This is a genomic window from Bacillus sp. M5A3_1b (genome assembly GCF_053345335.1).
In genome coordinates, this window is record NZ_JBKEZY010000010.1 from 100,346 (window position 1) to 120,899 (window position 20,554).

Annotated in this window: 19 protein-coding genes and 2 pseudogenes; 16 read left to right on the forward strand and 5 right to left on the reverse strand. The window is 32.2% G+C overall.

What is annotated here, in order from left to right:
• The first annotated feature begins 211 nt into the window (after positions 1–211).
• The 4 genes from ACLBWW_RS23105 (at position 212) to ACLBWW_RS23120 (ending at position 5,164) form a co-directional block, all read left to right on the forward strand.
• Positions 212–2,428 carry a binary toxin-like calcium binding domain-containing protein gene (locus tag ACLBWW_RS23105; RefSeq protein ID WP_098631305.1) on the forward strand — a complete coding sequence of 739 codons (2,217 nt, stop codon included), beginning with the start codon at positions 212–214 and terminating at the stop codon, positions 2,426–2,428.
• Positions 2,429–2,799: 371 nt separating this feature from the next.
• Positions 2,800–3,513: a response regulator transcription factor gene (locus ACLBWW_RS23110; protein ID WP_002017159.1), complete on the forward strand. Its 714-nt coding sequence runs from the start codon at positions 2,800–2,802 to the stop codon at positions 3,511–3,513.
• Positions 3,510–4,568 carry a sensor histidine kinase gene (locus ACLBWW_RS23115; protein WP_048546744.1) on the forward strand — a complete coding sequence of 353 codons (1,059 nt, stop codon included), beginning with the start codon at positions 3,510–3,512 and terminating at the stop codon, positions 4,566–4,568. Before ACLBWW_RS23110 ends, ACLBWW_RS23115 begins: the two co-directional genes overlap by 4 nt.
• Positions 4,569–4,666: 98 nt before the next feature.
• Complete coding sequence (locus ACLBWW_RS23120; protein ID WP_048546746.1) at positions 4,667–5,164, forward strand: DM13 domain-containing protein; 498 nt, start codon at positions 4,667–4,669, stop codon at positions 5,162–5,164.
• A gap of 428 nt (positions 5,165–5,592) precedes the next feature.
• On the opposite strand, the gene ACLBWW_RS23125 is transcribed toward ACLBWW_RS23120, so the two are convergent.
• Entirely contained in the window at positions 5,593–6,414 is an 822-nt protein-coding gene (locus ACLBWW_RS23125) for a class I SAM-dependent methyltransferase (protein WP_048546747.1), read from the reverse strand.
• 34 nt (positions 6,415–6,448) lie between these two features.
• Positions 6,449–6,889: a MarR family winged helix-turn-helix transcriptional regulator gene (locus ACLBWW_RS23130; protein ID WP_048546749.1), complete on the reverse strand. Its 441-nt coding sequence runs from the start codon at positions 6,887–6,889 to the stop codon at positions 6,449–6,451.
• A 543-nt stretch (positions 6,890–7,432) separates the two neighbouring features.
• Here ACLBWW_RS23130 and ACLBWW_RS23135 point away from each other — a divergent pair.
• Together ACLBWW_RS23135 and ACLBWW_RS23140 are read left to right on the forward strand one after the other, a co-directional pair.
• Positions 7,433–7,840: a GNAT family N-acetyltransferase gene (locus ACLBWW_RS23135; RefSeq protein WP_048546751.1), complete on the forward strand. Its 408-nt coding sequence runs from the start codon at positions 7,433–7,435 to the stop codon at positions 7,838–7,840.
• 266 nt (positions 7,841–8,106) lie between these two features.
• Positions 8,107–8,709, forward strand: a pseudogene (locus ACLBWW_RS23140) (MBL fold metallo-hydrolase).
• A gap of 121 nt (positions 8,710–8,830) precedes the next feature.
• Here ACLBWW_RS23140 and ACLBWW_RS23145 read toward each other — a convergent pair.
• Positions 8,831–9,454 carry a TetR/AcrR family transcriptional regulator gene (locus tag ACLBWW_RS23145; RefSeq protein WP_048546752.1) on the reverse strand — a complete coding sequence of 208 codons (624 nt, stop codon included), beginning with the start codon at positions 9,452–9,454 and terminating at the stop codon, positions 8,831–8,833.
• A gap of 122 nt (positions 9,455–9,576) precedes the next feature.
• Between ACLBWW_RS23145 and ACLBWW_RS23150 the strand changes: the two genes are divergently transcribed.
• Entirely contained in the window at positions 9,577–11,808 is a 2,232-nt protein-coding gene (locus tag ACLBWW_RS23150; RefSeq protein ID WP_048546754.1) for an MMPL family transporter, read from the forward strand.
• Between the two features lie 47 nt (positions 11,809–11,855).
• Here the strand turns inward: ACLBWW_RS23150 and ACLBWW_RS23155 are convergent, their stop codons facing one another.
• Positions 11,856–12,038, reverse strand: coding sequence for a DUF4021 domain-containing protein (locus tag ACLBWW_RS23155; protein ID WP_048546755.1), 183 nt, complete (start codon positions 12,036–12,038; stop codon positions 11,856–11,858).
• Positions 12,039–12,224: 186 nt separating this feature from the next.
• Between ACLBWW_RS23155 and catA the strand changes: the two genes are divergently transcribed.
• The 4 genes from catA to ACLBWW_RS23175 all read left to right on the forward strand — a co-directional run bounded on the left by catA (position 12,225) and on the right by ACLBWW_RS23175 (position 15,293).
• Positions 12,225–12,875 (forward strand): type A chloramphenicol O-acetyltransferase, encoded by a 651-nt coding sequence (gene catA, locus ACLBWW_RS23160; protein ID WP_048546756.1) that lies wholly within the window; start codon positions 12,225–12,227, stop codon positions 12,873–12,875.
• A 241-nt stretch (positions 12,876–13,116) separates the two neighbouring features.
• Positions 13,117–13,644 carry a GNAT family N-acetyltransferase gene (locus tag ACLBWW_RS23165; RefSeq protein WP_098068853.1) on the forward strand — a complete coding sequence of 176 codons (528 nt, stop codon included), beginning with the start codon at positions 13,117–13,119 and terminating at the stop codon, positions 13,642–13,644.
• Positions 13,645–13,696: 52 nt separating this feature from the next.
• A complete protein-coding gene (locus tag ACLBWW_RS23170; protein WP_048546758.1) occupies positions 13,697–14,623 on the forward strand; it encodes a GNAT family N-acetyltransferase in 927 nt (308 codons plus the stop codon).
• A 157-nt stretch (positions 14,624–14,780) separates the two neighbouring features.
• Positions 14,781–15,293, forward strand: a complete 513-nt coding sequence (locus ACLBWW_RS23175) for a GNAT family N-acetyltransferase (protein WP_048546760.1) — start codon at positions 14,781–14,783, stop codon at positions 15,291–15,293.
• Positions 15,294–15,332: 39 nt separating this feature from the next.
• Here ACLBWW_RS23175 and ACLBWW_RS23180 read toward each other — a convergent pair whose 3' ends face one another.
• On the reverse strand, positions 15,333–16,220 hold the full coding sequence (locus ACLBWW_RS23180) for a DMT family transporter (RefSeq protein ID WP_048546762.1): 888 nt from the start codon (positions 16,218–16,220) through the stop codon (positions 15,333–15,335).
• Between the two features lie 171 nt (positions 16,221–16,391).
• On the opposite strand from ACLBWW_RS23180, the gene ACLBWW_RS23185 reads away from it, so the two are divergent.
• From ACLBWW_RS23185 to ACLBWW_RS23205, 5 genes and pseudogenes are all read left to right on the forward strand, one after another.
• Complete coding sequence (locus ACLBWW_RS23185; protein WP_000581036.1) at positions 16,392–16,952, forward strand: helix-turn-helix domain-containing protein; 561 nt, start codon at positions 16,392–16,394, stop codon at positions 16,950–16,952.
• A gap of 33 nt (positions 16,953–16,985) precedes the next feature.
• Positions 16,986–17,885, forward strand: a pseudogene (locus tag ACLBWW_RS23190) (hypothetical protein).
• Between the two features lie 166 nt (positions 17,886–18,051).
• Positions 18,052–18,201 carry an aspartyl-phosphate phosphatase Spo0E family protein gene (locus tag ACLBWW_RS23195; protein ID WP_000424360.1) on the forward strand — a complete coding sequence of 50 codons (150 nt, stop codon included), beginning with the start codon at positions 18,052–18,054 and terminating at the stop codon, positions 18,199–18,201.
• 114 nt (positions 18,202–18,315) lie between these two features.
• Positions 18,316–19,044, forward strand: a complete 729-nt coding sequence (locus tag ACLBWW_RS23200) for an alpha/beta fold hydrolase (protein WP_048546764.1) — start codon at positions 18,316–18,318, stop codon at positions 19,042–19,044.
• A 60-nt stretch (positions 19,045–19,104) separates the two neighbouring features.
• Complete coding sequence (locus ACLBWW_RS23205) at positions 19,105–20,505, forward strand: protoporphyrinogen oxidase (RefSeq protein ID WP_048546765.1); 1,401 nt, start codon at positions 19,105–19,107, stop codon at positions 20,503–20,505.
• Positions 20,506–20,554: the final 49 nt, after the last annotated feature.

Below are 20,554 nucleotides of genomic sequence, written 5' to 3' on the forward strand. Positions count from 1 at the left end.
CTTTTTTGTATATATTGTAATCGATTCTTCATATTACGGCTTTTTAATGTTTCATATATATATTTTAAAAACTCTGTAAGTGTTTTGTAACATTTACGAGAGACTTTTTTAACAGTTATGAGAGAGAAAAGAAAGATTTGTTATATATGATGAAATTAATCTTACTAGTAGGTGTTCTAATTGACCTAGAAACCAAGGAGGAAAAATAACAATGAAACAATTGAAGCCAGCAATTAGTGTATTAGGTAGTGTATCGATGGCACTGACTTTAGCATCTCCTGCTTTAGCAGATGTAAAACAACCGAATCCAGGAGGTACAGTTGAAATATTCAAAGAGAATGCAGATGTAAAAAAAGAAGATAAGAATTTCACGCTCGGATCTGATGGGGAAATAGGTTCACTCATTACACAAAACATTGAAATGGCAAACAACGATTGGGATAAAGATGGTATTTCCAACGACTTAGAGATTAATGGATATAAAATTGAATTCAATTCACAAACTGGAATAAATGAAGTGAAAGCATGGGATCCCGAGAAGGATAAAGGGAAACCAAAATTTATATCGAATCCTATGAATGCAAATACGGATGGTGATCCTTTTACTGATATGTATGAGGTTGAGAATTATAACAACGATTCTGATACTAATTTCAATCCGATAGTTGCCAACATGCCGAATTTGCAAATTGGTGTCAAACGAATTGAAGTAATTCCTATTGCAACCATTACGGATAATAATGGTGGATCAGTTAGTAGAGGATGGGAAAAAAGTGTATCTACACAACATTCATTTAACGTAGGTTTAAGTGGTTCAGGTGGTGTAGAAGGCTCAGCAGCCGGTCCTGTTCCTTCCGGAAGTGTTTCAGCAAATGTGGGATACGGATATTCAAAAACAACTACGGAAACGGAGAGTTATACAAATAATTTTGATTGGTCTACTGCAACAACTGTGGATACAGCGAACGCAGCAAAATTACGTGTACATTTGGAATATAAGAATGTAGGAACAGCATCCGCTGAAAATGTTTCGCCTCATTTTAATATTCGTTTAGGAAACAAAATTATTAATACTGTAAAGGCAACACAAGATCGTTATAAAGCAAACTATTTAAGTACAGAAAAAGGTGGACGGAATAAAACAGAAGTAGTAATTGACAGTTTAGAAGGACAAGCAGATGCGAATATTGTCTTATCTTTGGATGAATTGAAAGCTGTTGAACAAGGGGAACTTCTTTCGATTGAAGTTTTACCTACAAGTACAATGGATTTATCTATTGAAAAAAGTGAAGAAATTATGCATTTGGGGGATTCAGGGAGATATGAGTCTAGAGTAAATGCAGCTACTGAACAATTAGAAACAGATATAGGAAATATACCAAAGTTTAGGGTATATACTCCTAAAGACAAATCTCTTGCTGATAAGCCAGTTTTATCCTATAACGAAGTTTTTCAACAGATAAATATAGATACGAAAAAAGTAAATCATATTGTAAACAAGGCTAAAAGTACTAATAACGTATCAGTGGTTTCAGCTAATAATGGAACTGATGCATTGAACGATTTAAAAGCGGGACAGGGAGATCGCGGTTATTTACATAAAGACTCTGTACACGGAGCTTTTGCAAAACTACAGCAACCAACATTAGTAGAAGGTAGTTATGATTCTGTGACGCAAAAGATTAGGGCAACAATTTTACCTGGTTTATTTGGAGTGAGTAAAGATATTCCTACTACTTATAGTAAGAAATGGAATGCTCCGTCACAAACAGTAACACTGGTTAAACGTGAAAATGGATTTACATATGAGTCTAGAGAAAATATACACCCTATTAAATCTGAAATTGCTGCGCACAGAAAAGTTACATTTGAAATCAATGACGCACACAATCTAACGCCTACACAAAAGATTGATACTGAAATTAAAGCTAATAAAGAATTTGAAGATTATGTAGTAGATAATTCAGGTGAATTTGTTACAGAAGGAGTTCCTTATACCGTGGCTTCATATGGAAATACAGCTTATTTGGGAAGTCATCATGCAGGGAATAAATGGGAGTATCTTTGGGCTGAAAAATCTAGCGATGAAAAAGTGAATGTAATTATTGAAAGAGTAGGTCAACCTAAACCTGGAAAACCAATTAAAAAGGATGAAGAGGTATTAATTAAATTTCAAAATCCTATTTATTCAGATTATGCATATTTAAAACTTCAAGATAGTTATATCCATTTAGATCAAAAACAGAACGCAAGTACTTTTAAATTTAATCATGCATATCCAAAGAATTTCACTGGACACCATAAGCAATGGAACATACTATCTAATGGTAATAAGTTAAAGATAGGATATTTAATCGATTATATGAAATATGGTAATGGAGAGAATGGGACTGATACTATAGCATGGAATCTATCAAGAGTTCAGTAATAGGTAACAGTTCTGTTGCTAAGTTTGAAAAGAGAACCGGAAATGAATTGTATCTGAAAAGTTAGATATAAAAATTTAGGTTACTATTAAGGAATGAGTTCGATGTTGAATCGGACTCATTTCTTTTAATTTATATATGATTTAGAAACTACTATTTTAAATACTTATCTAGTCATATAAGTAATCAAATGTTAAGATTACTATCTGTATTACATGATTTATTTTCCGAATTTTCATTCGTTTCGAGGGTGAAATGTAGAATTCTGATTTATTTATGTGATTAGTTTTTATATCTTTACCTATAAAGATATTTTTATTGGATAATAGAAAAAATTTTTTTGTTATTGGTGAAAAAGAAGTGAGGATAGTATATGAAGAAAAGAATTTTAATCGTAGAAGATGAAGAAAATATTCGAGAAGTATGCAAACGGTATTTAGAAAGAGAAGAATATGAAGTTTATACCGCTGTAAATGGTAAAGAAGGTTGGGATTTATTTCTTACACATCAACCAGATTTAATTATATTAGATTTGATGATGCCAAAAAAAGATGGATGGGAATTATGCGAGGAAATTCGTCAACAATCAAATGTCCCTATTATTATGTTAACTGCTAAGGGAGAGGAAAGGGATCGAATTTTAGGCTTAACAATGGGGGCAGATGATTATTTAACAAAGCCATTTTCCCCTCGTGAATTAGTATTAAGGGTTCAAATTATACTAAGAAGAGGAAGCCATGTACAAATACAAGCGAAAGAATCCTTATTGGAAGTGATAGAGTTTCCAGATTTAAAAATATATCCAAAGACAAGATATGTACTTGTTTGTAATAAGGAAGTGGAGTTAACGGTGAAAGAGTTTGAGGTACTTTATCTCATGGCAAAGCATCCAAAACAAGTATTTTCTCGCTCGCAGCTTCTTGAATTAATTTGGGATTTTGGACATGAAGGGGCATCAAACACAGTTACCGTGTTAGTGAGTCGTTTACGTGAAAAGCTCGAGAAGCATACGATAAAGAATCGTTGGATTCATACGGTTTGGGGTATAGGATATCGCTTTGAGCCAAATGGAGGAAATGAAACATGAGATTACGTATTCAATTGTTACTCATGAATCTATTAAGTACTAGTATTATGGTAATTGCTATATGGTATAGTGATACGAAAATGTTACTTGAACCGGAACAAACGCGGTTATTAACAGTAATTGCATTTGTGGCATTCATTATTTCAACGTTTATTTATTGGTTAATGACACGTCCTATCATGAGATCTATACAAAATTTAATAAAATTGACGAAACAATTTAGTGATAGACACTTTGAAACGATGTATATAATTGGGCAAGAACCACGTGAGTTTAAAGAATTGGCAACAGCCTTTCAACAGATGGCAAAAAAATTAGAAGAAGGGTTTACTAAGTTAGAGGAACAGGAAAACTCTCGTAAGGAGCTAATTACCAACATCTCACACGACTTACGAACACCTATGACTAGCATGCAAATGATGATAGAAGCATTACAAGATAACCTAATTGAAGATCCTGAAATGAAAAAGCAATACTTAGCAACGGTTTTAAAAGAAATAGAAAGATTAAATGGATTAATTAACGACTTATTTGATCTTTCAAAGTTAGAGTTTGAGCAAGTAGATTTTCACCCAAGTTTCACACATTTAGATAAAGTTCTATTAGATGTATTAGAGTCACATTCTGTCTTATTAGGAAACAAACAAATCCATTTGCAATTGGATGTCCCTGATACATTACCTCGACTTTTGATTATGCCTTGTAAAATAGAAAGGGTCATAGGTAATTTATTACATAATGCAATTCGATATTCTCCTATCTCTGGAACAATTGAATTGACTGTAGTGGAAAATAAACCAACTCAACAGGTCCAATTCACTTTGCGGGATGAAGGAATGGGAATTTCTCCAAATGATCAATTACGCGTATTTGAACGTTTTTTTAGAACAGATCGATCAAGAAGTTCACAATCTGGAGGTTCCGGACTTGGATTAGCTATTGCAAAATCATTGATTGAAATGCACAAAGGGGAAATTGGTGTAAGGAATCGCGCAGATGGTAAGCAGGGAAGTGAATTTTGGTTCACTCTTCCCATCACATCAGTAAAAAAATAAGACGGCTGAAAGACTTTTGTAACATTTACGTTAGAAAAATGAAAGACCTTCTTGTTAACATACTACTACACAGTATGTTACAGGAGGTTTTTTACTTTATGAAAAGAAAATATGTATGGCTTATAGGTGGTTTGATAATTGTATTGGGGATTTTATGGTCATTGTTCCGACCAGAGAAATTATTTATTGATAAGCACGTAAATGAATCATTGCCACAAGCAGAGATACAATCAACTGAAGTAAGGCAACAAAGTGATCGAGTAATAAGGGAAGGTCAGTTTCAAAACGGTGTCCATGATACAACTGGAACGGCAAAAATTCACCAATTAGCGGATGGAAAACGTGTTTTACGACTTTCTAATTTTGCAACATCAAATGGGCCAGATGTACGAGTTGTATTAGTTCCTACAAATCGTTTGAAAAATAATGAAGACGTAAAAAACTATCAGTATATTGAATTAGGAAAATTAAAGGGAAATAAAGGAGACCAAAACTACGAAATTCCTGAAGGGATAGATGTAAGTGAATATGGTTCGGTTTCTGTTTGGTGTAAAAGATTTAATGAAAACTTTGGTGCGGTTTATTTTAATAATTAAATATGAACTTAAAATTTCCTCTTACAGGCGAAATTCATATGGGTTATGATAATAGCTGTAGTGGACTTAGTTGCTAAGAAGGGCACTCATAAGAGTGTCTTTTTCATATTTCTCAATTTTTGTATATTTTAGTGTAATTGGACGTTTACGGAGAGATTTTATTCGTGCATAAATAATTTTAAGGGTATGCCAGGAAATCTTTCATTTATCAAGAAAAATTAAATTTTAAATGTGTTATATACAGAAGCCACTTGAGGGGTGTTAAGATGCCAAATTTCTCATTTTGGGGTAGTTGCTTTTCATAGCTAGATGACTATGTATCGGTACCTATAATAAAAGGGCAGGAACATATCAAATATGTTCCTGCCCTTTTATTAAGTTTAACATTTATGATCTAAATATAAATGTATTGCGGCCTTCTTTATTTATTATTTTTCAAACCGCAAATGAACAAACTTCAACATCTTTATTACGTTTACAATTCGCATCATAATACGTGTACTACCATCCCAATCTTTATTTGTAGGTATACCTTTAAAGAAAGGGGAGCAACTTAATACTTTTATAGTAGAAGACCATTTTTCTATTGATTTTGGATTGTTTACATAAAAATACATCATCGCGCCGTTATTGCCAGATTTTTTTACAGTTGCATTCGAAAGGTTCAGTGCGAATTTTGATTCAGCATCAAAATATAGCTCTCCTCCAGGAAAACGTTTTGACATAGCAACTATGATCTCTTTTAAATCTTCTTCTTTAAAGTAATAAAATACACCTGCTGATATAAAAAGAATACCGTCGTTTGGATCATATCTTATATCGTCAAACCAAGAAGTATCAAAAAATGACTTAGCGATGCTAATATTCCTCGGTGTATCTTCAATTAAAGTCTTGCGAAAAGAGATTGCATCGGGTAAATCAAGGTTATACCAATGTATTGTACCGTTATCAATTCTTGAAAAAGTAGTATCTAGTCCTGAACCGATATTTACTATAGTGGCGTTCGGGTGTTTTGCTATAAATTGTTTTATCCTATCATCAATTTTTCGTGCACGGGTAATGTATGTGATACATCCGTATTCGCCAAATGTATCTGCTATTGTTGAGAAGTCGAAATCGCATTCTTTAATTATTCGAATAGCCTCTGTATCATCTAAAATATCCTTATTTTTCTCACTGCCATATGCTCGTCCCCATAGGGGAATAAGCATCGTACCTTGTACTGATTGTAAATCTAACTCTTTAACCATGAAACATCCTCCGTTGCATAATAAAACAATATAGTTAGTCGTTATTTAACATTTTTGAGAGCATTGTATTTGTTTTATATAGTCCGTAAGTTAAATCCCGCCTATCTTCTTCGGATAACTTTTCGAGGTTTACTGTGAAATTTTTATAAATTTGTTTCCATCTCTCATAATGTACCTTTTCAGCTTTTTCTGTCAGAGAAATTAATACAGCTCTTTTATCTACCGTATCTTGCTTTTTTACAATATATCCGTTTTGTTCTAAGTTACGTACAGTTACACTTAATTGTTGCTTAGGAATGTTTAAATAATTAGCAATCATCTTTGAATTTACAGGTACTTTTTGCTGGGCGATATACTCCACTACGTGTTGTTCTAAATGTGTAAATTCAGAGGGTTTTTCTGATAGTAATTTGAAAGTACCTGACATATTTAATAATAAATTCATGTATTCATTTAATAATTCTTTATGGAACATTATTTTCGCTTCCTTTTTGGGTTTAGTCATTATTTTATTACTAATTTAGCTGCAAATCAAATATTTAAACTTATTATAGTAAATTAACATTTACTAATTTGTTATTTTGAAATTATGTGAACTAAAGAAGAGGAGGATGAGAAGTGATTTTAGAAAAGACGAATATGGCCAAAAATAAAATATTACTAAATATACATAACTAATGAATGCAATGTCTTTTTCAGTTATTATGTTGTAAATAATTTTATGATAAAATCTTTTACATAATGAAATAAAGGGGTAGTATTCTATGGGTTATTTCTCAAATAGTTTATTAGTTTTGTTCGTTCTTATCGTATGTAGCTGCATAATTTTTGGGTGATAATATAGTGTTAGATTTATATAAAAGAAGTTATCTCAGGTGAGGTAACTTCTTTTTATTTTATGTTGAGAAGGAATTCTATTTTTCTTATTGAAGTTTGTTCAAGTTAAGTTAGTGAGGGGCTAAAATTTTTAATAGAGTAATGTAAAAGAGGATATAAATAGGAGAATAGGGAGGTGTTTATGAAAACTAAAATAAGCTATACAATTGAACACCCAACAAATTTCAATGAATTATTAGCTTTATATGAATCTTTAGGATGGAATTCTCTAAAATTAACGGTTAATGAATTGGAACAAATGTGTAAACAAAGTTGGTATGTGATATATGCTTTTAAAGAGCAACAATTAATTGGCATGGGGCGTGTTATATCCGATGGTGTAATAACAGGCGTTATTTGTGGTGTATGTGTATTGCAAAAATATCAGTCCATTGGCATTGGAAAAGAAATAGTGGAACGATTAATCCAGCACTGTGAACAAAACAAAGTTATTCCCCAACTTATGTGTGTGGAAAGATTGCAATCTTACTATGAATCTATAGGGTTTGAGGTATTCTCTATTGGGATGACAAAACATATTAAAAGATAGTCGCGCTTTATATTTTCAGTTTACTCGTACATATTTTTAAACTTCAGTATAAAGGAGAATTGCTGTATGGAGATTGCTAAAGGGGTAGAAATGTTACAACTTGAGTTTCAAGAATTTATCCCGCTTTAATGGGCAGTAAGACCCCCCTCAAAACTCAGCGAAAGCAAAGAATTTAGGTGGGGGATCAACTGCCCATAAAAGCCCGATTGGTTCAACTAATAATCAGTGGGGGATGAAGAAAACCCCACTGATTAAAGTTTCACTTTATTATTCACCCAATTCTTTTATGGGATGATGAAATGGCAGTGTTAATAGATACTGGTTTCCCTGGACAATTTGAAGATATACAAATAGAGATGGAGAAAGTTGGGGTATCTTTTGATAAGCTAAAAGTTGTGATTTTGACACATCAGGATTTAGATCATATAGGTAGCCTTCCTGATTTATTGGAGAATGGTGTAAGCGATATTAAAGTTTATGCGCACGAGCTAGATAAGCCATATATTGAGGGAGAGTTACCTTTATTGAAAGATGGAAATGTAGAGAATCCACCAAAAGGAAAAGTTAGTAATACGGTGATAGATGGGTAAGAACTTCCGTATTGCGGTGGGATACTAATTCTACATACCCCAGGACACACTCCAGGTCATATTAGTTTATATTTGAAACAAAGTAAAACCCTTATTGCAGGAGACCCGATGTATAGTGTGAATGGAAAGTTAGGAGGAATTTATGCCCCAACAACTTTAAATGTTAAGGAATCACAGCAGTCTTTAAAGAAGTATTCAAATCTAGATATTGAATCGGTAGTTTGTTACCATGGAGGATTAAGTAAGGAGAATATAAAGATTCAAATTCAAAATTTGTAAAAGTTGAAGAGGAATTTTTTGTTAAACTGTGCTGAAGTATAATCTAATTAATAGTTAATAAATAATAAAAGAGCATGTTTGAAAAAAAATCAAACATGCTCTTTTATTAAAGGTAATCTATTTAATATGAATGATCTAACCCGTTCCAATAAAAAGAAACGATTTCTTGGGCTAATTCATCTATATTTGTAAGAATAGGATTGTGATTTTCATCTTTAAAATTCCCAATTGATAATAAAGATACGAATGCATGAGCCGCAAACGTAGCGTTTCCTCTTGGGATTTCTCCAATTTGCATTGCATTATCAAGTGCTTTTTCTAATACTTCATACATGTTGTCTTCAGCATTTTTTAATTGTTTCAATTGTTCTTCAGATAATGATAGTTTTGCATCTTTCATAAAATTCTTCATATCAATATCCATCGTTGCGTGTAAGTAGACTTTAGCGAAGTCCAATAATCTTTCTTTTAAAGTCTTATTTGTAGAAAGGATTTGAGACATATTTTCGCGTATACGTACCATCATTTGAATCATAGTAGCGGTAAATAAATCTGCTTTTGTTGAATAGTAATAGTAGACGGTTGCTTTCGTAACACCACAAAATTTTGCAACTTCATCCATGGAAACGACTTGATAATTTTGAGTAAGAAATAGTCGAGTTGCAACTTCCAAAATGGTTTCTTTTGTAGATTTTGTATTTTTATTTTGACGAGGCCTTCCGAGAGGACGTTGTTTTTGTTCCAAATCCATTCGCTCCTGACATGTATTGTTGAGATAATTATAACACAAAGTTTTATTCATTCTTGATTAATTAACCAACCAGTATATATAATTAATGTTAGAGGAAAAAAGGAAGGTGGGTTTTTATGAAAAAGCACCCGTTACATATGTTAGGGAGGCTTGTAGCAGGGAAGCATACACAGTGGATAACTTTATCGATTTGGATTCTTATTACATTATTACTTTCATTTACATTGCCACAAGTAAACAGTACGAAAGAACCGAATCCGAAAAATTTACCTGAAACAGCTATGTCGCAGCAAGCGGAAGCACTTATGAAAAAAGAGTTTCCGAATAATGCAGGGAATCCTTTGTTAGTAGTATGGTACAGAGATGGTGGATTACAGTCACAGGATTATAAACTCATACAAGACGTTTATAAGGAATTAAAGGCCAGTCCTTTAAAGGAACAATCAACGTTACCGCCATTTGATACAATTCCAGAACAAGTATTATCAAAAAGTGCATCAAAAGATGGTACATCATTTGTTACACCGGTATTTTTTAACAAGGCAGCTGGAACAGATATATTAAAAGGAAATCTTGATGATTTAAAAAACATAGTGAATAGTAAAATCGATGAAGATCCATTCAAACGAAAACTAAGTGACGCTGGTTTACACGTTCGATTATCTGGACCTGTAGGTATTCAAACGGATGCAGTTAGCTTATTTAGTCAAGCAGATGTGAAATTATTAATTGCTACTGTATTACTCGTATTAGTTTTATTAATTTTACTGTACCGTTCACCGATTTTAGCAATTTTACCCTTACTTGTTGTCGGCTTTGCATACGGTATTATTAGTCCTACACTCGGTTTTTTAGCTGATCAAGGATGGATTAAAGTAGATGCTCAGGCAATATCAATTATGACAGTATTATTGTTTGGTGCTGGAACGGACTATTGTTTATTTTTAATTTCGAGATATAGAGAGTACTTGCTAGAGGAAGAAAGTAAATATAAGGCGCTGCAACTTGCAATTAAAGCTTCTGGTGGAGCAATTATAATGAGTGCGCTTACTGTTGTACTTGGATTAGGAACATTGTTACTTGCTCATTATGGTGCCTTTCATCGATTTGCAGTACCATTTAGTGTTGCTGTATTCATAATGGGAATTGCTGCTTTAACAATTTTACCAGCATTATTATTAATTTTCGGTAGAGCTGCATTCTTCCCGTTTATACCGAGAACAACTTCGATGAATGAGGAGTTTGCAAGAAAGAAAAAGAAAGTCGTAAAAGTTAAAAAATCAAAAGGTGCCTTTAGTAAAAAGCTTGGAGATGTTGTAGTACGAAGACCGTGGACAATAATTATGCTCACTGTATTTGTATTAGGTGGATTGGCTTCATTTGTACCACGTATTCAATACACATATGACTTATTAGAATCGTTTCCAAAAGATATGCCTTCCCGCGAAGGGTTTACGTTAATTAGTGATCATTTCTCAGCTGGTGAATTAGCGCCAGTAAAAGTTGTTGTTGATACGAAAGGAAAAGAGCTTCCTATTAAAGAAGAACTAGAGAGATTTTCTTTTGTAAATACAGTAAAAGACCCAAAAGAGGGTAAAGAAAATAAGCAAATACAAATGTATGAGGTTTCTTTAGCTGAAAATCCATACTCAATTGAAGCGTTAGATCAAATCCCTAAATTGAAAAGTAGTGTAGAAAAAGTATTAAAAGATGCTGGGATTAGTAATGCAGAAGATCAACTATGGATTGGCGGAGAAACAGCATCATTATATGATACAAAGCAAATTACGGAACGTGATGAAGCAGTTATCATTCCAGTAATGATTAGTATTATAGCTTTATTATTACTTGTTTACTTACGATCAATTGTCGCGATGATTTATTTAATTGTAACTGTTGTATTATCGTTCTTTTCGGCACTAGGAGCAGGGTGGCTATTACTTCATTATGGTATGGGAGCGCCGGCCATTCAAGGTGCGATACCGTTGTATGCATTCGTATTTCTGGTTGCTTTAGGTGAAGATTATAATATCTTTATGGTTTCAGAAATATGGAAAAACAGAAAGACACAAAATCACTTGGATGCTATAAAAAATGGCGTTATACAAACAGGTAGTGTCATTACATCCGCAGGTTTAATTTTAGCAGGAACTTTTGCAGTGTTAGGTACACTTCCAATTCAAGTTCTTGTTCAATTTGGTATTGTAACTGCAATTGGTGTACTACTAGATACATTTATTGTTAGACCATTACTTGTACCAGCAATTACAGTTGTTCTAGGTCGCTTTGCTTTTTGGCCAGGAAAGCTTTCAAGAAAGAGTGAAGAAGTACAAAAATTGGATGCATAGTTAAGAAAGCCAAGGATATTTTCCTTGGCCTTCTTCTATGTATTTTATTAATTTTTTGAAGTCAAATCATCAGTTACAGCATGATCAGCATCTTCAATAGAAGTTTCTGGCATTCCATATAAGCCGTTCATTGCTTGTTCTTCTACATTAAGGTTTACAGTATTATTATTTTGAATAGGTGTATTGTTTGCGATAGCATTATCTTTTTTATTTACATTTTTGTCATTCATGTTTGAATCCTCCAAACGTCAGTTGATTTATTAATAGTATGTGGTTGGATTTCAATAAATATGTGAATGAATTTTTGTAGATGTTATATAATTAAATAAAAACTTTAACTATTAGGAGTGAACAGGTTTGGTGAAAACAAGAAAGTTAGCCTTCTAAAATAAAAAAATTTTTAGGAGGCTATTACAATGAAGTTTTATATAATTGACAGAGAAAATTGGAATAGAGAGCAGTATTTTGAACATTATTTAAAATTGAAATGTACGTTTAGTATGACTGTGAATGTTGATATTACGAGGTTATTAAAGGAATTACATCAAAAAGGAATAAAATTTTATCCCGTTTTTATATATTTAATTTCTAGAGTAATAAATAATCATAAAGAATTTCGAACATGTTTTAACGATGAAGGAGTTTTAGGATATTGGGAGGAAATGATACCAAGTTATACAATCTTTCATAAAGATGATAAGTCTTTTTCAAGTATATGGACGGATTATTCTAGTGATTTTCACATTTTCTATAAAAACTATGAAGAGGATATGAGGTTGTATACTAATGTTCATGGTCTCTTCACGAAAGAAAACATTCCTCCCAATGTTTTTCCGATTTCTAGCATACCTTGGGCTAGTTTTACTGGATTTAATCTAAATATTAATAATGATGGTGATTTTCTATTACCGATTATAACTTGTGGGAAATATTTTAACGAAGAGAATAAGGTTATGCTACCAGTTTCATTGCAAGTACATCATTCGGTTTGTGATGGGTATCATGCGAGTCGATTCCTAGAGGATTTACAGCAACTAATTAGTAATTGTAACAAAGGGCTTAAGTAATTTTTATTTTTTAATGAGAATAAGTTTTGATATTTAATAGATAAAGTAGAAAATAAAAAGAAGAGCATCTGTATATTTTACAGATGTTCTTCTTTTTATACATGTATACTATTTTTTTAGTGGAAAATATAGGTATATTCGTAGTTTAATAGAAGAGAGATGATTAGTTTGAAGTTTCTCTATTTTTAAATAAATATAAAAGTTGAATAATTTATCGGTTTTAATAGGAGGGGGAAGTAGAATGGAATTTTTACATATTGAAAATGATGAGGTTTTAATCAATAATATGGCACAGTTATATTGTAAAGTGTTTGAGAAAACAAATTTTACTGAAATGATTGAGCGAATTAATAGACATATAGAATATACAGGTTTTAAAGGTATAGTAGCAATGAATGAGGAAAATGAAGTTGTTGGTTTTACTTATGGTTATCGTTCATTAGATGGACAGTACTATAATCAATTAATGAGAAAATCATTAAATTGTGGACAAGTAGAGCAGTGGTTAGAAGATTGTTTTGAATTTGTAGAGTTAGCAGTTCACCCGCAATATCGAAATGAAGGACTTGGAACAACATTACATAATAAATTATTAGAAGGTATTTCAAATAGAACGAGTGTTTTAACAACACAAATAAACAATAAAAAGGCACGTTCTTTATATGAAAGATTAGATTGGGTTGATGTATTAGAGCCATTTCATCCAAGTAAAAATGATGTTCCATATGTAATAATGGGAAAAAATTTAAAAATGAAAGTAAATGGATAACTATTTCGTTCACAAAAGTTAATGGTTTGTAACAATGAAGGGGAAAACAAAAATGACAATAATATCTATAGAAAAAGCTACAATTTTAGATGCTGAAAAGTTAACAGAAATAATGACAAAAACATTTGATGAAGAAGCAAAACGATGGCTATGCGGTCAAGGTAATGGTATTGACTATAACATCCAACCACCTGGCTATTCTTCAGTAGAAATGATGAAATATTCGATTGAAGAGCTGGATTGTTACAAAGTGATAATGGATGAAAAAATAATCGGGGGAATTATAGTTACAATCTCCGGTAAGTCATACGGTCGAATTGATCGTATTTTTGTAGATCCTGTTTATCAAGGAAAAGGAATTGGATCACATGTTATTAAATTAATAGAAGAGGAATATCCAAGCATAAGGATTTGGGATCTCGAAACATCTAGTAGACAACTTAATAATCATCATTTTTATAAAAAAATGGGCTATGAAATAACTTTTAAATCTGAAGATGAGTATTGTTATGTAAAAAGAATAACTGTAGAGTCAGCTGAAGAGAACCTAATAAAAAATAAAGATATGAAAAATAGCCAATACGAAAACTGTAATCTTGCAAATACAGAGTATTATCAAGTGAATTTAAAAAACGGTTCTTTTGTTGGTAGCAATATGATGAATATGAAGATGAGTAATTGTAATGTGAGTCAATCAAATTTTAGAAATATAAATTTTAGAAATTCTTCATATGCAGATTTAAATCTTTCTGGTAGTAAATTTGATTTTGTGACTTTAGGTGGAGTTCAATTTAAAGATACAAGTCTCGGAGAAGATAAAGATCCTATTTCATTTAATAGATGTGATTTAGAAGGTAGTACGATTAGTAATAGTAATCTGAAAAATATTGAAATAGAAAATTGTGATATATCCGGTATGAAAATAAATGGTATTCCAGTTGAAAATCTACTTGAGTTATATAATAAAGTAAAAAGTTAACCTGTAATTTGGTGTAGATAAGGTGTTCGTAAATCAGATGATACACTGAAATAATTGTGTAAAAATAACATAAAGAAACATAGAAGAGAAGGGATTTCACCTAGAGGTCTAGAATGGAAAGAAAACTGTACTGTAATGAATATGGAGGGAAGAAATTATGGGGATCAAAGTAAGAGCGGTAGAAATTCAAGATGCTAGAGCAATTCATCGTATATGCGTACAAGGTGATGTATTACCTTATATGGTTTTCTTACCTAGTATGCGTGTAGATGCGATGGAAAATAGAATTCGTAATTTAGCGCCAAATCAATTTGAATTTGTTGCAGAGTATGATGGAGAAGTTGTTGGATTTGTTGGATTAACCCAAAGCCCAGGACGTAGATCTCATTCGGGGGATTTGTTTATGGGGGTAGATAGTGAATATCATAATAAAGGCATTGGGAAAGCACTTCTTACAAAAATGCTTGATTTAGCTGATAATTGGTTAATGTTAGAGCGAGTAGAGCTTGGTGTTTTAGAAACGAATCCGAAAGCGAAATCGCTATATGAAAAATTTGGATTTGTAGAAGAGGGAATAAAAGTAGGGAATTTGAAGGCTCACGGAAAGTTTATTAATGAAATTATGATGAGTCGTTTTAGACCTGATGGTTTAATTGTACATAATGAATAGTGAAAAGCATGACAAATTAATGTCATGCTTTTTTATTTGTTAGTTGTGATTTGGTAGTTTTGGTTGTAATAAGAATAATGCTAAGCCAATAAAAATAACTGTAATGCCTAGTCCTTGTTGTAAAGAAATAGTCTCATTTAATATAAAGTACGCTAGTATACAAGTTCCAATCGTTTCTCCTAAAATGCTCATAGAGATAACTGTAGCACTCATCCATTTTAATAACCAATTAAATATTGTTTGACCTAAAATCGTAGCAATGAAAGCTAAGCCAATAAAGCACAACCAAGTTTGTGTAGAGTAATGGATGAAAGATTCTTGCTGCATGTAGGCAAATATACCGAGAAAACAGGCACTACTTCCATAACTAATTACCGAATACGGTATAAGTGATAAATCTTTACGAACATGTTGGCTAATGAAAAAATAAGCGGTAATAATTCCGGCCGCAATAAATGCTAAAATATCTCCGTATAATGCTTCTCCGCTAATTTGGAAGTCTTGCCATCCGATGACGATACTTCCTGAAATAGCGATGAGGCAACCAATAACCGCTCCTTTCGTAAATCTCTCTTTAAATAGAAAGTAACCACCAATCATTGAAAATAAAGGTTGTAACGTTACGATAACTGTAGAACTCGCTACAGAAGTATATTGTAATGATTCAAACCATAGTACATAATGTGCAGCTAAAAATAGCCCGGATATGAATCCGAATCCCCATTGTCTTCTTGTTACTGTTTTTAGCTCGTTTCGATTATTTTTATTAAATAGTAATAACGGTAATAGAATCAGTGCAGCAAAAAATAAACGGTAAAAAGCAATGATAGCCGCAGGAGCATCTGCCAATTTTACGAAAATTGCTGAAGTGGATAGGGCGAATACGCCGAAAAATAAGATGCAATATGAAAGAATAGGTGATTTCACAGTTTGTCCCTCCGATAGATTGTTTATTATAATGAACTAAATACGATATAATGTACAAAGGTAAGTATATAAGTCCTTAAGGCGATAGGAAAGGATTATTTGCCTTTGTTTACTATGTCAGCACAAAGACAACGAAACATGCAATATAATGAACGAAAGGAAGGTTTTACTATGATACATGATAGACTCGGACAAACTGTATTAAGTTATCGTAAGAAAAATAATATGACAATTCGTGAATTTGCTGATTATGCAGGAATTAGTACTTCACTAATTAGTCAAATTGAACGAGGATATGCGAATCCTTCTTTAAGTGTATTGGAATTAATTGCGAAAGCATTAAATGTACCGCTATTTACACTTTTTATTAATGAGATTGATACAGATTCACTCATTTCTAAGAAAAAAGATCGAAAAAAAGTGTATCGGGAGAACAATGATCACATTGTATATGATGTATTAACACCGGATTTTATGAAAGCACGAATTGAAATGTTAATAATGGATTTAAATAAACAAGCAAACACAACGGAAAGTCACTATTCACATGAAGATAAAGAAGAGATTGCTGTTGTTATGAAAGGAGAAGTGTATGTGGAGTTAGAAGGAAAAGAATATTTTTTAGAAGAAGGTGATGTTGTACGTATTCCGCCAAATGTGAAACATCGCTTTTTGAATAAAAGTGATGAATCCAATCATATTTTATTTGTATTGACACCATCTTTAGGATGAGTATTAAGTGATTTTTATTACGGGGAAAAATAGATGGAAAATAAAACTGTTTTAAGAGATGGTCTTTCAATTATTTCTCAGTGTAAAAAACAAACAAATGATATTTGGCATGCGCATTTCGGAGAAGCTGCAATTGCTAGTTATTTTTTATGAAAGATAACAATATGGAAGAAGAGATCACTCATTGTATGTATTCCCAAACAAAAATGATGTTGAACAATCAAAACTTAGATGAAATCATCGATAGTAAAGAAGAAATTGATTTTCAAAGTGCTGAAAAACTGATTATAAAATCAATGGAGCATACAATTGATGAACTTCATTGGGTGGGGCATAATGTCATTTATGCTGCATTAAACTTATTAGCTATGAAAGAGTTACAAAAATGGGGGAATAATCAAGCAATTGAAGGGATTACTAACCTTATATTATCGTTTCGAAAAACAATTAAGTATAAACGATGAGGTAGAAAGTGAATTCAAAAATCCGAAACAATTATCTAAGTTTATTTTAAAGGAGATCTCGCAATTTAATATTATTTATAGAGCGGAAGCGCATCATGATTTAATTGGTCATTTGCTTACTTTTTCTCATGCAATTAATATTATGTATGATTTAGGGCATAGAGATATATTCCAACGAGGGATACGTCCACTGTTAAAACTAGTATAAGTGTTACGTGCTAGTCAATATCTTATGCCGAATACTGAAATTAACTTGCACTCACCTATAGATCGTTTACCTTTAATCGAATCAAAACGTGCTCATGTATTACCAACAGAAAATCAATTTTGGCTAAAAGACTATAGTGTGTTTGATTGGGATTTCGGGCATGTTTTTAAATTCTCATATAGTTATTTTGATCATATAAAGAGAGCCCCAGAATATAAAGATATTACATTAGAGAAATTCCGATTTGTTATTAATACGTAATGAAGTCTAATGATCTGTATAAAGGGTTAAATTTAAAATTTTTTGTTAATAGTATATTATTTTTATATTTGTAAGATTTTATATGCTTATTTTACTTTTACTAATTATGTAAATAGGCTATACTAAAATACATATATTTTAGTATTGGAGAGAGAAGTAAAACGACATGGAATTAGTAAAATTGGAAAAAGCTATTGAAATAAAGAAAGAAGAACTTTTATATTTAGTATCAGATTACGGAATTCAACATGAAAAAGTATTGGCATTAAGTCAAGAAATAGACAAATTGATTAATTACTTTATGTTTTTAAAATAAAAAGAACTATGGCATGATTTGAAAATGTTATAGTTCTTTTTTATTTGGAAATTCAGATATATATTCTATATACTAGTAATAGGTAGAATATTCTGTTTTGTAGGAGAGGGATATATGATATTACATACGCACATTTCAGGCGAAGGGGAACCAATTATGCTTTTACACTCTGGTGGTATGACGGGTTTAGTAGAGTATGAAGAGCAGGTAGCATTTTTTCAAGAAAAAAACTATCAAGTAATTCGTCCTGATTTAAGAGGACATGGAAGATCAGGGGGGACATTGGAGAATTATTTCCTACGTTCTGTAAAGGATCTACATGATACGTTAGTACATTTACAAATTGATAGATGTCATATAGTTGGTGTTTCCCTAGGAGGATTAGTCGCTTTATTATTTGCAAAAAAGTATCCAGATAAAGTGAGAACATTAACTTTTTCAGGTATCTTTCCGGTTAAGAAAGAGAATTGGGAAGAGTCCCAGCAGTATGAAGCGAAGTGCCATCAGGAATTGATGGAAAATGAAGAAGTTGTAACTTATATGAATCAAATTCATGAAAAAAGTGATTGGAAAGCGTTGCTTGAATCGTGGCAAGTTAAAGATTGGTACCCATTCGATGAAACTGGTGATGTAGCTAATCTTCAAGTACCTACACTTTGTATTGCAGGGGGAGATTCGGAAGATGAAGTTACAGCTGCTACAACGTTTAAACAATTAAACGACAATATACATATTGCTGTTATTCCGTTTGCTGGTCATTTAGTGCACAATGATCAACCGGAAATATATTCGAATATATTGTCTAATTTCTTACAGAATGCACAAGCTGCTAGTCGAATATAAGGACTTTTGGGTATAATAATAAAGGAATTATTAATTGTATCGGTTAGGAGCGCAGCACATATGAAAACAGTTGTTGTTATCGGTGGAGGTATAACGGGACTTTCTACTATGTTTTATTTAGAAAAATTAAAAAAGGATAATAATATCGATTTAAATTTAATCCTTGTAGAAAAAGAAGAGTACTTAGGTGGTAAAATCCATAGTGTAGAAGAAAAGGATTTTATTATGGAATCAGGAGCGGATTCTATCGTTGCTCGTAATGAACATGTTATGCCGCTTGTAAAAGATTTGAATTTAGAAGAAAAAATGGTATATAACGAAACGGGTATTTCTTACATATATTCTGATAATACTTTACACCCAATTCCATCTGACACTATATTTGGGATACCGATGAGTGTGGAATCGTTGTTTAGCAGTACGCTAGTATCAACGAAAGGGAAAATTGTTGCTTTAAAAGATTTTATAACGAAAAATAAAGAGTTTACAAAAGATACTTCGCTTGCTGTATTTTTAGAAAGCTTTTTAGGGAAAGAGTTAGTGGAAAAACAAATTGCTCCGGTGCTTTCAGGAGTATATTCCGGTAAATTAAATGAGCTTACTATGGCATCGACATTACCGTATTTACTGGATTATAAAAATAAATATGGAAGTATTATTAAAGGTTTTGAAGAGAATAAAAAACAGTTTCAATCAGCAGGAAACAAAAAGTTCGTATCATTTAAAGGTGGACTATCTACGATTATTGAACGTTTAGAAGAAATGCTGACTGAGACAGTCGTTAAGAAAGGTGCTGTAACGACTGCTGTAAGGAAACAAGGTGATCGCTATGAAATCTCCTTTGCAAATCATGAATCAATCCAAGCTGATTATGTTGTTTTAGCAGCTCCGCATGATATCGCACAAACTTTATTACAGTCTAATGAGTTAAACGAGCAGTTTCATACATTTAAAAACGCATCTCTTATAAGTATTTACTTAGGATTTGATATACTTGATGAACAATTACCGGCGGACGGCACAGGATTTATCGTAACGGAAAACAGTGATTTACATTGTGATGCGTGTACATGGACAAGCCGGAAGTGGAAGCATACATCGGGAAAACAAAAGCTATTAGTAAGAATGTTTTATAAGAGTACAAATCCAGTGTATGAAACGATTAAAAATTATAGTGAAGAAGAATTAATACAAGTCGCTTTATATGATATTGAAAAGAGTCTCGGAATTAAAGGCGAACCAGAAGTAGTTGAAGTTACAAATTGGAAAGATTTAATGCCGAAATATCATTTAGAACATAATCAAGCGGTTCAAACATTACAAGAAAAAATGACGGATCTTTATCCTAATGTATATTTAGCTGGTGCTTCATATTACGGTGTCGGAATTGGTGCGTGTATTGGAAATGGAAAGAACATTGCAAATGAAATAATTGCAACATTAAATGAACCGTCAAAATAGAATACATATATAAATAAAACGTCCCTCCAGTATATTGGAGGGACGTTTT

Coding starts and splice junctions, on each gene's coding strand:
- ACLBWW_RS23115 (WP_048546744.1), top strand. CDS start 3,510: ATGAGATTACGTATTCAATTGTTACTCATGAATCTATTAAGTACTAGT.
- ACLBWW_RS23150 (WP_048546754.1), top strand. CDS start 9,577: ATGAAAAAGCACCCGTTACATATGTTAGGGAGGCTTGTAGCAGGGAAG.
- ACLBWW_RS23155 (WP_048546755.1), bottom strand. CDS start 12,038: ATGAATGACAAAAATGTAAATAAAAAAGATAATGCTATCGCAAACAAT.
- ACLBWW_RS23170 (WP_048546758.1), top strand. CDS start 13,697: ATGACAATAATATCTATAGAAAAAGCTACAATTTTAGATGCTGAAAAG.
- ACLBWW_RS23175 (WP_048546760.1), top strand. CDS start 14,781: ATGGGGATCAAAGTAAGAGCGGTAGAAATTCAAGATGCTAGAGCAATT.
- ACLBWW_RS23125 (WP_048546747.1), bottom strand. CDS start 6,414: ATGGTTAAAGAGTTAGATTTACAATCAGTACAAGGTACGATGCTTATT.
- ACLBWW_RS23105 (WP_098631305.1), top strand. CDS start 212: ATGAAACAATTGAAGCCAGCAATTAGTGTATTAGGTAGTGTATCGATG.
- ACLBWW_RS23195 (WP_000424360.1), top strand. CDS start 18,052: ATGGAATTAGTAAAATTGGAAAAAGCTATTGAAATAAAGAAAGAAGAA.
- ACLBWW_RS23165 (WP_098068853.1), top strand. CDS start 13,117: ATGGAATTTTTACATATTGAAAATGATGAGGTTTTAATCAATAATATG.
- ACLBWW_RS23130 (WP_048546749.1), bottom strand. CDS start 6,889: ATGTTCCATAAAGAATTATTAAATGAATACATGAATTTATTATTAAAT.
- ACLBWW_RS23185 (WP_000581036.1), top strand. CDS start 16,392: ATGATACATGATAGACTCGGACAAACTGTATTAAGTTATCGTAAGAAA.
- ACLBWW_RS23110 (WP_002017159.1), top strand. CDS start 2,800: ATGAAGAAAAGAATTTTAATCGTAGAAGATGAAGAAAATATTCGAGAA.
- ACLBWW_RS23205 (WP_048546765.1), top strand. CDS start 19,105: ATGAAAACAGTTGTTGTTATCGGTGGAGGTATAACGGGACTTTCTACT.
- ACLBWW_RS23120 (WP_048546746.1), top strand. CDS start 4,667: ATGAAAAGAAAATATGTATGGCTTATAGGTGGTTTGATAATTGTATTG.
- catA (WP_048546756.1), top strand. CDS start 12,225: ATGAAGTTTTATATAATTGACAGAGAAAATTGGAATAGAGAGCAGTAT.
- ACLBWW_RS23135 (WP_048546751.1), top strand. CDS start 7,433: ATGAAAACTAAAATAAGCTATACAATTGAACACCCAACAAATTTCAAT.
- ACLBWW_RS23200 (WP_048546764.1), top strand. CDS start 18,316: ATGATATTACATACGCACATTTCAGGCGAAGGGGAACCAATTATGCTT.